General features: G+C 43.6%; 12 protein-coding genes. 6 read left to right on the forward strand and 6 right to left on the reverse strand.

The genetic code is table 11. From position 1 onward, the window contains the following. Nucleotides 1-3: 3 nt before the first annotated feature. The gene (locus tag CO686_RS00885) at nucleotides 4-609 is read left to right on the forward strand and encodes a TipC family immunity protein (RefSeq protein WP_096753400.1); all 606 of its coding nucleotides are present in this window, start codon (nucleotides 4-6) and stop codon (nucleotides 607-609) included. 113 nt (nucleotides 610-722) lie between these two features. Here CO686_RS00885 and CO686_RS00890 read toward each other — a convergent pair whose 3' ends face one another. Genes CO686_RS00890 through CO686_RS00905 form a run of 4 tightly spaced genes read right to left on the reverse strand, consistent with a single transcriptional unit; the run spans nucleotide 723 to nucleotide 2,379 of the window. Then, entirely contained in the window at nucleotides 723-1,262 is a 540-nt protein-coding gene (locus CO686_RS00890; RefSeq protein WP_070536074.1) for a DUF3278 domain-containing protein, read from the reverse strand. A gap of 12 nt (nucleotides 1,263-1,274) precedes the next feature. Continuing rightward, nucleotides 1,275-1,616 (reverse strand): hypothetical protein, encoded by a 342-nt coding sequence (locus CO686_RS10410; protein WP_070536069.1) that lies wholly within the window; start codon nucleotides 1,614-1,616, stop codon nucleotides 1,275-1,277. A gap of 10 nt (nucleotides 1,617-1,626) precedes the next feature. Beyond that, the gene (locus CO686_RS00900; protein ID WP_096753401.1) at nucleotides 1,627-2,169 is read right to left on the reverse strand and encodes a DUF3278 domain-containing protein; all 543 of its coding nucleotides are present in this window, start codon (nucleotides 2,167-2,169) and stop codon (nucleotides 1,627-1,629) included. Between the two features lie 15 nt (nucleotides 2,170-2,184). Further along, entirely contained in the window at nucleotides 2,185-2,379 is a 195-nt protein-coding gene (locus tag CO686_RS00905) for a helix-turn-helix transcriptional regulator (protein ID WP_001082470.1), read from the reverse strand. A gap of 162 nt (nucleotides 2,380-2,541) precedes the next feature. On the opposite strand from CO686_RS00905, the gene rsmH reads away from it, so the two are divergent. Genes rsmH through mraY form a run of 4 tightly spaced genes read left to right on the forward strand, consistent with a single transcriptional unit; the run spans nucleotide 2,542 to nucleotide 7,061 of the window. Next, nucleotides 2,542-3,492, forward strand: a complete 951-nt coding sequence (rsmH, locus tag CO686_RS00910) for a 16S rRNA (cytosine(1402)-N(4))-methyltransferase RsmH (RefSeq protein WP_096753402.1) — start codon at nucleotides 2,542-2,544, stop codon at nucleotides 3,490-3,492. A gap of 10 nt (nucleotides 3,493-3,502) precedes the next feature. Beyond that, on the forward strand, nucleotides 3,503-3,820 hold the full coding sequence (gene ftsL / locus CO686_RS00915) for a cell division protein FtsL (protein ID WP_049550447.1): 318 nt from the start codon (nucleotides 3,503-3,505) through the stop codon (nucleotides 3,818-3,820). A gap of 3 nt (nucleotides 3,821-3,823) precedes the next feature. Continuing rightward, nucleotides 3,824-6,079: a penicillin-binding protein PBP2X gene (gene pbp2x, locus CO686_RS00920; protein WP_049550446.1), complete on the forward strand. Its 2,256-nt coding sequence runs from the start codon at nucleotides 3,824-3,826 to the stop codon at nucleotides 6,077-6,079. A gap of 1 nt (nucleotide 6,080) precedes the next feature. After that, complete coding sequence (gene mraY / locus CO686_RS00925) at nucleotides 6,081-7,061, forward strand: phospho-N-acetylmuramoyl-pentapeptide-transferase (RefSeq protein WP_000625795.1); 981 nt, start codon at nucleotides 6,081-6,083, stop codon at nucleotides 7,059-7,061. A gap of 69 nt (nucleotides 7,062-7,130) precedes the next feature. Here mraY and CO686_RS00930 read toward each other — a convergent pair whose 3' ends face one another. Beyond that, a complete protein-coding gene (locus CO686_RS00930; RefSeq protein ID WP_096753403.1) occupies nucleotides 7,131-12,194 on the reverse strand; it encodes an SIALI-17 repeat-containing surface protein in 5,064 nt (1,687 codons plus the stop codon). Between the two features lie 253 nt (nucleotides 12,195-12,447). Continuing rightward, nucleotides 12,448-13,161, reverse strand: a complete 714-nt coding sequence (treR, locus tag CO686_RS00935; RefSeq protein ID WP_049550445.1) for a trehalose operon repressor — start codon at nucleotides 13,159-13,161, stop codon at nucleotides 12,448-12,450. 184 nt (nucleotides 13,162-13,345) lie between these two features. Here treR and treP point away from each other — a divergent pair, with 184 nt between their 5' ends. Beyond that, nucleotides 13,346-15,313 carry a PTS system trehalose-specific EIIBC component gene (gene treP, locus CO686_RS00940; RefSeq protein WP_049550444.1) on the forward strand — a complete coding sequence of 656 codons (1,968 nt, stop codon included), beginning with the start codon at nucleotides 13,346-13,348 and terminating at the stop codon, nucleotides 15,311-15,313. The last annotated feature ends 15 nt before the right edge of the window (nucleotides 15,314-15,328 follow it).

Below are 15,328 nucleotides of genomic sequence, written 5' to 3' on the forward strand. Positions count from 1 at the left end.
TCTATGAAGAAAATTCTAGGTGTTTTAACAATAGTAGTATTACTTGTATCAGTTTGTCTTTACTTTTTTTCTAAACAACCTAAAAACATTTTTGATGAAATCTATCAGGAAACAGAGAAAACCTATCGCACAAATAATATTTTAAGAAATATAGAAGGTTTTGAAATCGATGATGTCTGGCCAAGTGATGGAGATTATTTTAAATATAGCCCTTTAGGAAAGTATAAGACTCCTCCAGAGGATTATCTTGAACTGAGAGTTGGATTTAATTTTGAGAAAGCGTATAGTAAACTGTTTGTTTCATTTGAGAGAAAAATAGCTGATGGTACGAAGCTATGGATGGTCAACAAATATAATCCAAATACTAAAACAATCACAAAGTCAATTCAGATTGTGATATCAGGAAATGAGGATAGTTATATCGAAGACGAAGCTCAGGTGAAATCCTACCTAGAGCAGTACGGTATCACTGCTAAGGATTTGGATTCTTACTACGACGAAATCATCAACCAGAAAGTCTTGAAAGACTGGTGTTCTATTTATGACAGCAAGTACTCGCCAAGTAACTATGGTGAGGTCAAGATTGAAACCCAGTGGGAGAATTGGTGACGAGGGTCAGTAGATATTTTGGAAAATATCCTATGAATTGAAGAGGAAACCCCACCTAGAACGAACTAGGTGGGATTCTTTGCCTATAAAATGAGAAATTAGCGAATCTTGCTCTATTTTTTAACGTGTTCCGATAAAAAGGTGTAGGTCATGGTTCCAAAGATGGCACCAATTCCCAAACCTAAGACTAGTAAAGGGAGCATTTTATCGAACTGGGAGAGATTGTCCCAAAAGGTATTGAGGGGGAGATGCTGAACAAAGAGTTTGTGAAAGGCTGATAAGACAAACAATCCAATTGGAATACTGATGAATACACCCCAACTACGAAGGTTGATTTGACTTTTGCTGTAGCTTTTGTGATGGATTTCGGACGGGTCATCCTTGTCTAAATGTAAGTCGCGAACTGCTAGTCTCGCCCTAGATGCGAGGACGAAGATAAGTCCAAAATAGAGGTAGGGCATGGCATCTCGAACCAACTCTATGAAGCGTCCAAATAGGAGATAGAACAAGAAGAGTAGGAGGGAGGAGTATACGATTTGGATCAAGGCACGGGCACAAGCCTTGTAAATCATCTCTTGACGACATTCATCAAAAGGGCCTTGTATGTGAAAGAATAGTTTAAGTAAGCGAGTGGTGAAATCTTCTTTTTTCATGGGAGTAACCTTCTAAATGAGCGATTTTTGATTGACTTCTTTAAAGAGTTGATAGAGAGTATAGAAGTAAACCAAACTAAAAATGATACAGATTATTAGAAATACCAGGTATCTCCAATCCATAGGATTTGTTAAAAGTTGTGGAAAGGATACGAGGATAAAACAGAGAGATGCGTTTAGAAGACGTATTTTTTTTGATTGGATTTTCTGGGATCTCTGTCCCTTGTTCAATACAGGAAGGAATAAAAGAAAGAAAATCAAGAAAGGATGCTCAATATGTCCAGAAAGTAGGAAAAAGGTAACAAAGATACTGATAAAAACATGACTGATCAGTAGTCTAGCTAGTGCTTTCATAAGGTACCTCCTAGTCGTCTTCTTGGTCTTTCTTGGCCTTTTGAATGCGAAGAGAGACAATAATTTGTATGGCCACTCCGAAGAAGAGGGTAGCTAGGATAGTTGATACAAAATGCCCTGTATTTAAAAGAGAACCAAGATAATCCTTGCTATCATTGGTTAGGACATTCAGAAGCGGTATTCCAAAGAACATGCCCATGCCATAGATCAGACCAGCTTTTAGACCAGGAAAATGTAGCTGTTTACTTTCTTTCTTGCTTAACATTTCGGGGTCAATAGCTGTTATGCCCGTTTTTTTGGTTTGAGAGACCACATAGAGGGCAGCCATCATCGAAATGCCAAACACTACGAGAGGATAGCCGATAGCGACAATTTGTGGGTATTTATAAGCAAGGACAAAGGGGATGAGGTTGCCAAATATCATGAGATAAAAGAGAACGATAAAGACCTGATTCCCGATACGATCAGCCTCGCGCCGTTTGTGTTCGTCAAGGGGGCCAGAAATGCCGTATGTGCGTTTGATGAGTTTGTCAGTGAGAGTTTCTTTTTTCATTTGTTTGCTCCTTTTTTAAAAATCGTCTTCCCAAAAGAGGCTATTGAGGTCAGTTTGGAGGCTGCGGGCGAGATTGAGACAGAGTTCCAGGGTTGGATTGTACTTGTCGTTTTCAATCATGTTGATGGTCTGTCTCGAGACACCGATATCTTTGGCGAGCTCGAGCTGGGAAATGCCCAGTTCCTTGCGGAATTCTTTCACACGATTCATAGGGGCTCCTTTCTGATATGTCGTATATATTTGACTACATTATATTCTTTTGGGGATGAGATGTCAAGTATATATGACATATTTTTGAGAATTATTTTCGAAGAAACTTAGCCTTGTCTGACAAGTGCAAGCTGGTCAGATTTGTGGTAAAATAGATAGGATATGACAAAAGAATTTCATCATGTAACGGTCTTGCTTCATGAAACGATTGATATGCTTGACGTAAAACCTGACGGTATCTACGTTGATGCGACTTTGGGTGGAGCAGGCCATAGCGAATATTTATTAAGTAAATTGAGCGAAAAAGGGCATCTCTATGCCTTCGACCAGGACCAGAATGCCATTGACAATGCGCAAAAACGGTTGGCACCCTATATCGAAAAGGGGATAGTAACCTTTATCAAGGACAACTTCCGTCATTTGCAGGCACGATTGCAGGAGGCTGGTGTCCAGGAAATTGATGGAATTTGTTATGACTTGGGAGTGTCCAGTCCTCAGCTAGATCAGCGTGAACGTGGCTTTTCTTATAAAAAGGATGCGCCACTGGATATGCGGATGAATCAGGAAGCTAGTTTGACGGCCTATGAAGTGGTCAATCATTATGACTATCATGACCTGGTTCGGATCTTTTTCAAGTATGGTGAGGATAAATTTTCTAAACAGATTGCCCGTAAGATTGAGCAAGCGCGTGAGGTGAAACCCATTGAGACAACGACGGAGTTGGCAGAGATTATCAAGTCGGCCAAGCCTGCTAAGGAACTCAAGAAAAAGGGGCACCCTGCCAAGCAGATTTTCCAGGCTATCCGAATCGAAGTCAATGATGAGCTGGGCGCTGCAGATGAATCCATCCAGCAGGCCATGGACATGCTGGCTTTGGATGGTAGAATCTCGGTCATTACCTTCCATTCGTTGGAAGATCGTTTGACCAAGCAATTATTCAAAGAAGCTTCAACAGTGGAAGTTCCCAAAGGCTTGCCCTTCATTCCAGATGACCTTAAGCCCAAGATGGAATTGGTCTCCCGCAAGCCAATCTTGCCAAGTGCTGAAGAGCTAGAAGCCAACAATCGTTCGCATTCAGCCAAGTTGCGCGTGGCTAGAAAAATTCACAAGTAAGAGGAAGAACATGGCAGAAAGAATCGAAAAAACAAGCCAGTTATTGCAAACGAAGTTTAAAGGTTTTTCACGTGTGGAAAAGGCTTTCTATGTTTCGATTGCTGCAACAATGATTATCCTGGCAATTAGCGTTGTGTTTATGCAGACCAAGCTATTACAAGTTCAGAATGAATTGACCAAGGTTAATGCTCAAATCGAAGAAAAGAAAACAGAGCTAGACGATGCCAAGCAAGAGGTCAATGAATTGATTCGTTCAGAACGTTTGAAAGAAATTGCAAACTCTAAGGATTTGCAGCTGAATAACGAAAATATCCGAACAGCGGAGTAAGAAATGAAACAGTGGAAAGAAAAAATCATCCGTTATGCCGTTCGTAACCGTAAATCTCCAGAAGAAAACCGTCGAAGAGTAGGGAAAAGCCTGAGTTTATTGGCTGTCATACTCTTCGCTGTCTTTTTGGTCAACTTTGCGGTCATTATCGGAACGGGTAAAAAATTTGGTAAGGACTTGGTTCAAGAAGCAAACAAGGTCCATCAAACAACCAAGACGATTCCTGCAAAACGGGGAACCATCTACGATCGTAATGGAACACCTATTGCAGAAGATGCGACATCTTATAATATCTATGCCGTTATTGACAAGACCTACAAGTCAGCAACAGGAAAAATTCTCTATGTAGAGGATTCTCAATTTAATAAGGTAGCTGAAATTTTCCATAAGTATTTGGATATGGAGGAGTCCTATGTCAAAGAACAGCTTTCTCAGCCAGATCTAAAACAGGTATCCTTTGGTACCAAGGGAAATGGGATCACCTATGCCAATATGATGGCTATTAAAAATGACCTCAAAACAGCTGGGGTTGAGGGGATTGACTTTACAACTAGCCCTAACCGTAGTTATCCCAATGGACAGTTTGCTTCTTCCTTTATCGGTTTAGCGCAACTCCATGAAAATGAGGATGGCACCAAACGTTTGATTGGGACATCTGGACTGGAGAGTTCCTTAAATAGCATTCTGGCGGGTACAGATGGGATCATCACCTATGAGAAAGATCGTCTGGGAAATATTGTTCCGGGTACAGATCAAGCTTCTCAACAAACGGTAGATGGAAAGGATGTGTACACAACCCTTTCTAGTCCCTTGCAATCCTTTATGGAAACCCAGATGGATGCCTTTCAGGAAAAGGTAAAAGGCAAGTATATGACGGCTACCTTGGTTAGCGCTAAAACAGGGGAAATCCTGGCTACGACCCAACGGCCAACCTTTAATGCTGATACCAAGGATGGCATCACAAAAGACTTTGTCTGGCGTGATATCCTCTATCAAAGTAACTATGAGCCAGGGTCAACCATGAAGGTGATGATGTTAGCTTCGGCTATTGACAACAATACCTTCCCTGGTGGCGAATACTTTAACAGCAGTGAATTGAAAATAGCTGATGCGACCATTCGAGACTGGGACGTCAATGAAGGATTGACGAGTGGTGGCACCATGACCTTCTCTCAAGGATTTGCCCACTCAAGTAATATCGGGATGACCTTGCTTGAGCAAAAGATGGGGGATACAACTTGGCTGGACTACCTTAACCGCTTTAAGTTTGGGGTGCCGACCCGTTTTGGTCTGGCGGATGAGTACACAGGTCAATTGCCTGCTGATAACATTGTCAATATCGCCATGAGTTCATTTGGACAAGGGATTTCTGTTACCCAGACTCAGATGCTTCGTGCCTTTACAGCTATTGCTAATGATGGGGTTATGTTGGAGCCGAAATTTATCAGTGCCCTCTATGATCCAAATGACCAGTCTGTCCGTAAGTCTCAAAAGGAAATTGTCGGAAATCCTGTGTCAAAAGCAGCAGCGTCCTCTACTCGGGAGCACATGGTCATGGTCGGGACAGATCCTGTCTACGGTACCATGTATAACCACAGCACAGGAAAACCAAATGTCAATGTTCCGGGGCAAAATGTTGCCCTGAAATCAGGGACAGCTCAGATTGCCGATGAGAAGAATGGGGGCTACCTGACAGGTGAAACCAACTATATCTTCTCAGTTGTGTCGATGCATCCTGCAGAAAATCCTGACTTTATCCTCTATGTAACGGTGCAACAGCCAGAGCATTATTCGGGTGTTCAGCTGGGAGAGTTTGCCAACCCAATCCTTGAGCGAGCTTCTGCTATGAAAGAATCCCTCAATCTTCAGTCAACTGCCAAGAGCTTGGATCAGGTCAGCAAGACGACAAGCTATGCCATGCCAGCTACCAAGGACTTTACTCCGGGTGACCTAGCAGAGGAATTGCGTCGCAACCTTGTCCAACCAATCGTTATCGGAACAGGAACCAAGATCAAGGAACTCTCGGTTTCTGAAGGAGATAATTTGGAAGCCAATCAGCAGATCTTGATCCTGTCAGATAAGGTCGAAGAAATGCCTGATATGTACGGCTGGACAGATGAAAATGTGCAAACATTTGCCAAATGGCTGAATATAGAAGTCGAGTGGGAAGGTAGTGGCAAAACGGTCAAGAAACAAAGTGTCCGTGCCAATACAGCCCTCAAAGACATTAAAAAAATGAAAATAACTTTAGGAGATTAAGATGATTAGTTCCATTAGTGCTGGAGTTCTAGCCTTTCTATTGACCTTGATAGGTATTCCAGCCTTTATCCGATTTTATCGAAAAGCACAGATTACGGGTCAGCAGATGCACGAGGATGTCAAGCAACACCAAGCTAAAGCTGGGACTCCAACCATGGGAGGTCTTGTCTTCCTGATTGTTGCAGTAGTGGTGAGCTTCCTTGTCGCTCTCTTTACCCAACAATTGACCAACAATGTCGGCATGATTTTGTTTATCTTGGTTTTGTATGGTTTGGTAGGTTTTTTGGATGATTTCCTCAAGGTCTTTCGTAAAATTAACGAAGGCTTAAATCCCAAGCAAAAACTTGCTCTCCAGCTCCTTGGAGGAGTGATTTTCTACCTCTTTTATGAGCGTGGTGGCGACATGCTTTCAGTCTTTGGCTACCAAGTTCATCTAGGCATTTTCTATATTTTCTTTGCCCTTTTCTGGCTAGTTGGCTTTTCAAATGCGGTGAATTTGACGGACGGGATCGACGGCTTAGCAAGTATTTCAGTGGTGATTAGCTTATCGGCCTACGGTGTGATTGCTTATATGCAAAATCAACTGGATATCCTTCTTGTGATTCTTGCCATGATTGGTGGTTTGCTAGGTTTCTTCGTCTTTAACCACAAGCCTGCTAAGGTTTTCATGGGAGATGTGGGAAGTTTGGCTCTAGGTGGGATGTTGGCAGCAATCTCTATGGCCCTCCACCAAGAATGGACCCTTTTGCTGATTGGGATTATCTATGTCTTTGAGACAAGCTCTGTTATGATGCAGGTTACCTACTTCAAACTTAGTGGTGGAAAGCGTATTTTCCGTATGACGCCTGTCCATCATCATTTTGAGCTTGGAGGATTCTCAGGCAAGGGCAATCCTTGGAGCGAGTGGAAGGTTGACTTCTTCTTTTGGGGAGTTGGGCTTCTAGCAAGTCTCTTGACCCTAGCCTTTTTATACCTACTGTAAAACTAACTTTTGATTACAAAATAAAACAGGATGAAGGTGATCTTCATCCTGTTTTTGTGTGTTTAAAGGTTAGTTGGAGTCATCCTTTCTTCCTTTTAACATAAAAGTGGCTGTAAGGGCTAGGCTGAGTCCTGCTAAGAAGAGGAGTGGGTTGGACGCTTCTCCTGTTGCTGGAAGTTCTTCTTTAGGAGAATGATTTCCAGCTTTAGTAAGGCTCGGACTAGCTGAAAGTTGTTCAGCCTCGTGTGCCAAGGCTTCTTCATCTGAAGTACTTGGTTTTTCCTCAGTGTTAGAGCTTGTTCCAGTTGCTTGATAGACGACAGCATAGGTACTGAAATGATTAGTGATGAATTCTACCTTTCCGTCTCGAACGGTGAAATCAAGGGCTTGCAACTCCTTAGTTGGAGTGATGTAGTAGATGTTTTCTACGCTAGCTGAAACAGGCAAGCGAACCAAGACAGCGCCTTTTGGCTGTACACTATGATCGGTTGGATTTTTAAGTTGTAGGTCATAAGCGTCATAGGTCTTGCCAAAGAGTTCTTGAGCTAGGACACGTCGGCTAGAAACGTGAGAAATTCCTTCTAAGTCGCTGGCTCCACCGATGATTTCTACTCCAGTCTCCTTATCTTTTAAGACTCGAACTGGATAGTCAGGAAGGCTAAGGCTTGGAGCAGCCTGATCTCCACTAGTTCCGATCGGTTCGGTGTATTCAGGCTTTTCTACAGTAGGAGACTCTTCTTGTCCGGCCATTCCGATAGGTTCAGTGTACTCAGGAATTTCTACAGCAGGTGGCACTTCTTGCCCTGCAGTCCCGATAGGCTCAGTGTATTTAGGCTTATCTATAGTGGGTGGCACTTCTTGCCCTGCAGTCCCGATAGGTTTAGTGTATTCCGGAATTTCAACAGTAGGAGCTGGTTCGTCCCCCTTGCTTGTAGTTGGTCGCTTCTCATCGACTTTCTTTTCATCCTTTTTAGTAAAGACGGCTACGATAGGGCTGCTTGTGGTATTTCCTTGAATGGTATAAGCTTCAATGGCATTTCCAGCTTTGCGATCGGTTTCGTCAGGGATTGGGATTTGAACTTGATTGTCTTGGATTGATAGGATAGTCTGATCTCCACTGGTAACCAGATGCGTTTCATCTACCTTACGCAAAACGAGAGGATCTTTGACACCTGGGAAGGTTACAGCGATGGCTTCCCAGTCTCCAGCTGGTAGGGTTAAGGAAATGGTTTTGTCATTTTCCTTAAGAGGCGCGATGCTAGGGCTATCTATACCAACAGCAGGGGCTTTGATGATATCAAAGGAGTCTAGAGAGATTTTCTTGCGACCTTCTGGCGAATCTGGGTCAACTTGTAGTGTCAGGGTGTGCGGACCGTCAGTAAGGTTTGTAAATTCGCCAATAAAAGCCCTCTTTTCAGTTGCACCTGAAGTGTAGAAGTCTAGACTTGGCATTTCTTTGCCATCTAGTGTAACACGTGCTCGTCCAAGGGCAAGGCTCTTCAAGCCATAAATACGAATGCCTGTCCCTGTAAAGGAAATAGTTGCCTGAGCTTCTGAAGCTGCACTAGAGTCACTGTTGTTGATGTCCGCGTATTTTTCCGTACCTCCGTAGAGTTCAGGGTCAGACCAGTCCTTAAACTGGGAACCATACTGGATGCGCGAATCACGATCATCCATTTTTTCAATCGTATTTCCTGCTCCTGCTAGGATCTTGAAGTAGTCTAAGGAAATTTTCGAGCGCTCACTACCACGTCCTTTGTGCTCACGTTTAACACGAAGAGTCAATGTGTGAGGTCCGTCAGATAATCCTGAGAAGCGACCGATGAGACTACCTTTTTCAGTTGCTCCAGCAGTATGGAAATCAAGTTCGCCGACCTCTTTGCCATCAATTTTAGCAGTGGCAAGACCTAGTTCAGATGATTTCAGTCCATAGATTTCGATACCAACGCCAGTGAAAGGAATGGTGGCAGTGAGGTCTTCGTCTGTGTAGTCTCCTTTTGAAAGGTCAGCAAATTTCTCAGTTCCTCCAAATAATTCTGAGTCCGCCCAGTTTCCAAAGGCAGCTCCGTACTGGATACGAACGTCTCGGTCATCCATCAATTCACTAGGGGTTTCTACAATGGCCTGTTCAGAGACTTGTGTGGCAAGCTCGCCCAGCATAGCCTTGACAGTATAGGTGTAGGCATGTTGAGGATTGAGTGACCGGTCAATAAAGTGGGTTTGATTAGTTACAAATTCTCTGGTCGCAGAGGTTTGGCCAGTTTCGTCTTTCACTTGTCTTTGGATGACATAGTGGGTAGCGCCTTCTACTTGGTTAAAGGTGAGTTCGGCAGTGACTCCATTTTGTCGAACGGCTGTTAGACTGGTTACACGACCAGGGAAGTGTTCAAAGGTAATGACGTCACCTTTTTGTGTTGCCAGTTGGATACGATTATCTTTAAGGATCGTTGCCTTGACTGGTTTGCCATTGACCTTGATTTGGCTGGCTTCGATATTTGGATAGTCTACAATTAGGTCTCCACCGACATTTGAAAGGAAGGACAAGCTTTGCAGGTTTTTATCTTTCCACTTCATGCTAACTTCAAAGTTTCCTCGAGCAACCAAGCCAGAAACCTGACCGTCTTTCCAGGCATCTGGAAGGGCTGGTAATGGTGCAATATAGCCTGTATGAGATTGGAGGAGCATTTCTGCCATCCCACTAGTTGCTCCGAAGTTGCCATCGATTTGGAAAGGCGCGTGCGTATCCCAAAGGTTTTCTAGAGTTGAGTACTTGAGCTGTTCAGCGAGTAAGCGATGGGCACGGTTACCGTCCAGCAGACGAGCCCAGAGGTTGATTTTATTGGCTTTAGACCAACCAGTCCCACCATCTCCACGGTGATTGAGGGTTGCACGCGCAGCTTCTAGGTATTCAGCCTGATCCTTGCTAAAGAGCGTACCTGGGAAGAGACCAACTAGATGGGAAACGTGACGGTGGTGATTTTCAATCCCTTCATTTGTGAATTGCGGACTGTCCTCCTCGTACCATTCCTTAATGCGTCTCTCTTTGTTGATGTAAAGTGGTTTCAGTTTGTCAAATTTAGCCTTGACCTCTGTGACTAAGTCTTTGTCGACATTCAGATGGTTGGCGACTTCCATGTAGTCGTGGAATAGCTGCCAGACTAGCGATTGGTCAAAGGTATTTCCGATGGTGATGGTCCCGTGTTCTGGTGAGTAGGATGGAGAAGATACCCAACGGTCACTGGCCTTGTCATAGTGCAAGAAGGAGTTCCAGAACTTAGCGGTTTCCTTGAGCATTGGGTAAATCTTTTCTTTGAGATAGGTTTCATCCTTGGTGAATTTATAATAGTCATAGACGTTCTGCATCATCCAAGCATTAGCAGCTGGAGACCAACCCCAATAGTAATTCCAGCCTGGAGTAGTCCAGCCAAATGGTGTCGCCTGGGTGTGGACCAGCCAACCATTTTCTTGGCCGTCTTTGGATTCGATACCTGCGTATTCCTTGGCAGCGATACGGCCATAATAGCGCATGTCGTCAATGTAATTAATCATTGGCTTGGCTGTTTCAGCTAGATTGCTCATATAGGCAGGCCAGTAGTTCATTTGCAAATTGACATTGAGGTGGTAGTCAGCATTCCAAGGTGGATTGTCTACAGCATTCCAGACTCCTTGTAGGTTGGCAGGAAGAGCATCTGTCCGATCACGAGACGAACTGATGAGTAAATAACGTCCGTATTGGAAGAAGAGTTCTTCCAATTTTTGCCCTTTTTCTGGGTTATAGCCTTGAAGGGCCTCTTTTGTCGTTTGAGCAGTCTTGTTTCCGCCTAGGTTTAGTTTAACGCGGTTAAAGAGACTTTGATAGTCCTTGATATGGGCCTTTTTAAGTGTCTCGTAGTCTTTGGCCTTAGCAGCTTCTACAATCCCTTTAACTGTTTTTTCGAGGTCAATGTCTTTTCGATAGTTGGTTTTAGGATTTTGAGCAAAGTTTGTTTTGGCGCTGAGGTAGAGGGTTGCATAACTTGCGCCTGTAACGGTTAGTGTCTCATTCTGAACAGTAACTGTTCCATCCGTTTTAATTCCTAGATAGGATGCAAATTTGAGGCCGTTATCTTTGACAGTTCCCTTTAGAAGGATTCCGTTTGCATCTGTAGTGACATGACCATTCTTATAGTTGGAATATTCCCAAGAGTAGTTGCCATTAGCAAGCAAGTCTTCTGTCAAGCTGTTCCAAAGGGTAAAGTCAAGTGTCTTGTTTCCTTTTTTGATCAAGTGGGTCACAGTGACATCATCAGGATAGCTGGAGAAGGTTTCGCGTTTGAAGGTGGTCCCATCTTGGGTGTAAGAAGTGGTCGTAGTGGCTTCAGTGATATCCAGATTACGGTGATAATCAGTTACAGTATCTAGTCCTTTCTTCTGGTTATTAAAGACCATGAAGATATCTCCAAAGGCTAGGTAACGTCCATACTGGGCGTTGTTTGGTCCAACTAGATTTTGTTCAGCGAGCTGTTTTGCTTTTTTGCGGTCGCCAGCTTCGAGGGCTTTACGTATCTCTGCTAAGACCTTGTAACGATCCTTGTAGTTTCCTCCATTATAGTCGGTGCTATCGGGTTGTGGTCCTCCTGACCAGAGGGTCTTTTCGTTGTACTGGATTCTCTCTTCCCCAATGAGTCCGAAAACCTTGGCTCCCATTTCTCCATTTCCGACAGGGAGGGCTTGTTTTTCCCATCCATCATAGGAGGGAGCTGTTGGTTGATCGTAGTTGAGTTGATAGTTTTCTTGCTTTGTCACCGGCTGATCTGTTTTTTCAGGTTCCTTATTTTCTTTAGCTTCTACAATGGCTTCTTCACTAGCTTGACTATTTGTTGTCTGAGTCTCCACAGCTGGCTTGCTTTCGGAAACTACTGGACTTTCGGCTAGAGACGGATTTGTAGTTTCAGTCGCTTCAGCTGCTTTGGGCTCACTATCAGGCTTAGTGATAGCTTCGACAGAGGTTGGTTCAGTTTGCTTAACCTCAACACTGTCTGCGGCTACAGTGTGGTTGACTAGAAAAACGGCCCCCAGTAAAACAGAAGCAGTCCCAACCGTCAGCTTTCGGATGCTATAGCGACAGGATTTCTCCCAAAAGTGTTTTTTCATAAAACCCTCCTTTGTGTATTCGAAACCGCTTACATTTTATGAAGCAGTTTCGTTTATTTTGTTTCTATTTATCTCCTCACCTCCCATTCTAATGGTCGCTTAGCATTTGTCAAGAGCTTTTTAGCAAGATACATATTTGCTGTTGTTTTTTCTTAAAATAGTAGAATAAGTAGCAAGTAGTGCCTCTTTTCCAACTATCAACTAGATTATTTACTACTAAAAAACAGTTGATAGTATCCCCAACTGTAAGTGTTTATTTCGGATGTCTTTTGGCAAAGTCAACAAAGTGAAATTTTTCTAATTTATGGCGACTTTCGGTGAATTGGAACTGGCGCCCGTCTTGGAGATAGACTTTTGACTTGATTGAAACGACATAAGGGTCTTTGCCAATATCCATGAGAATCTTGTCTCGATCGCTAGTGTGGTCAATGGTGATTTCCTTCTGAGCATAATCAATAAGGAGTTTGAGGTCGTCCTCTATATACGAGTAGATAGACTGCTCAGCGATTTGGCGAGTGAGATTTGGGACCAGTTCCATATCCAGATAGTCCGTATCTAGAACCGATACCAAATCATCCACCACACGCTGGCGGACTACCTTCCACACCATCCGAAACTCTGGAAAGCCGGTTATCAGTGAGGACTTTTTATCGATAATGATCTTGTCAAGACTGACGACATTGGTTTTCGAGCGCAGCCCAAGTTCCTGAACCAGTTCTTGGTAGCTGGTTAGGTTAGAGACAGGGAAATTTACCGTTTCTTCTTTGACGACTTGAGAACCTTGCCCCCTTATCTTTTTGATCAATCCTTCCTCTTGGAGGAGGGACAGAGCTTTTCGGACGGTGTCACGGCTCACCTGATACTGATCCATGAGTTCGTGCTCACTGGGGAGGAAATCTCCGACAGCGTAAGTCTCGTTTTGAATGGTTTTTTGGATTTGCTTAAATAATTGTTGGTATTTCTTCATATTGCTTCCTTAAATGAGTTTTGAATCTTATTCTATACACACTTGTATCTATTTTGCCATACAAGTGCTAGAAAATATCCAAAAATATCCTCTTTTTATAGCAAACAAGTTGCATACAAGTTTGGTATCGTTTACAATAGAACTATCAAGTCAAGCTTGCTTTGACAGGTATAAGAAGAATCAAATGGGAAAATTTGAACAAGAAGCCAAAGATCTGCTTCAAGCAATCGGAGGCAAGGAGAATGTCACTGCTGTTACCCACTGTGCGACACGGATGCGCTTTGTTCTCGGAGACGAAAAGAAGGCCAATGTCAAGGTCATCGAGTCGATTCCAGCCGTCAAAGGGACCTTTACCAACGCGGGTCAATTTCAGGTGATTATTGGGAATGACGTGCCGATTTTTTATAATGATTTTACAGCTGTTTCAGGCATTGAGGGTGTTTCCAAAGAAGCAGCCAAATCTGCAGCTAAGAGCAATCAAAACGTGCTTCAACGTATCATGACCACTCTAGCAGAAATCTTTACACCGATTATTCCAGCCTTGATAGTCGGAGGATTGATCCTCGGTTTCCGTAATGTCTTGGAAGGTGTGCATTGGTCTATGTTGGATGGTAAGACCATCACAGAATCCTCTCCGTTTTGGGCAGGGGTTAATCACTTCCTCTGGTTGCCTGGTGAAGCGATCTTCCAGTTCTTGCCAGTAGGGATTACCTGGTCTGTCTCTCGTAAGATGGGAACCAGTCAAATCTTGGGAATTGTTCTCGGGATCTGTTTGGTTTCACCTCAGTTGCTCAATGCCTATGCAGTAGCTTCAACACCTGCATCAGAAATCGCAGCCAACTGGGTATGGAATTTTGGATACTTTACTGTTAATCGTATTGGTTATCAGGCTCAAGTTATCCCAGCCTTGCTTGCAGGTTTGAGTCTGTCTTATCTTGAAATTTTCTGGCGCAAGCGTATACCAGAAGTCATTTCCATGATTTTTGTACCCTTCTTGTCTTTAATTCCAGCTTTGATTTTGGCTCACACTGTCTTGGGACCAATCGGTTGGACAATTGGTCAAGGACTCTCAGCAATTGTCTTGGCAGGTTTGACTGGTCCAGTTAAATGGCTCTTCGGTGCGATTTTTGGTGCCCTCTATGCTCCGTTTGTCATCACTGGTTTGCACCATATGACCAATGCCATCGATACACAATTGATTGCGGATGCTGGTGGAACTGCCCTCTGGCCAATGATTGCACTTTCTAATATTGCTCAAGGTTCTGCTGTATTTGCCTATTATTTCATGCATCGTCATGATGAGCGTGAGGCTCAGATTTCACTTCCTGCAACCATTTCAGCCTATCTCGGTGTTACAGAACCAGCTCTTTTTGGGGTCAATGTCAAATACATCTATCCATTTGTAGCTGGGATGATTGGTTCAGCCCTTGCAGGTATGTTGTCCGTTACATTCAATGTAACTGCGGCTTCTATTGGTATCGGAGGTTTATCAGGTATCCTCTCTATTCAACCTCAATACATGCTGCCGTTTGCAGGAACCATGCTAGTTGCTATTGTTGTACCAATGCTCTTGACTTTCTTCTTCCGCAAGGTAGGCCTCTTTACAAAGACAGAGGATGATACAGCCTTACAGGCAGAATTCGTTGCCCAAGAAGAGGCAGAATTTGTCAGTCATGAACCAGTAACCCTTGCCCCAGTAGAAATTGTCAGCCCCCTTACTGGTCAAGTGAAAGAATTGAGTCAAGCGACGGATCCTGTTTTTGCATCAGGTGTCATGGGACAAGGTCTAGTCATTGAACCAAGCCAAGGTGAGTTGACTGCTCCAGTCAATGGGACGGTGACGGTTCTTTTCCCTACCAAGCATGCCATCGGTATTGTCTCTGATGAGGGGGTGGAATTGCTCATCCATATCGGTATGGATACAGTCGGTCTTGATGGCAAAGGTTTTGAAAGTCTTGTAGCCCAAGGAGACCACGTCACAGTAGGTCAGAAATTGATTCGTTTTGATATGGATGTCATTAAGGCTGCAGGTCTCGTGACAGAAACTCCTGTTATCATCACGAACCAAGATGCTTATACAGCGACTATTACTGGAACTTATCCAACAACTATCCAAGCTGGGGAAGCTCTCATGGTCGCTACACGAATCTAATCGAAATAGTACAAA

It is taken from the genome of Streptococcus oralis (assembly GCF_002386345.1).
In the GTDB taxonomy this organism is placed as follows: domain Bacteria; phylum Bacillota; class Bacilli; order Lactobacillales; family Streptococcaceae; genus Streptococcus; species Streptococcus oralis_S.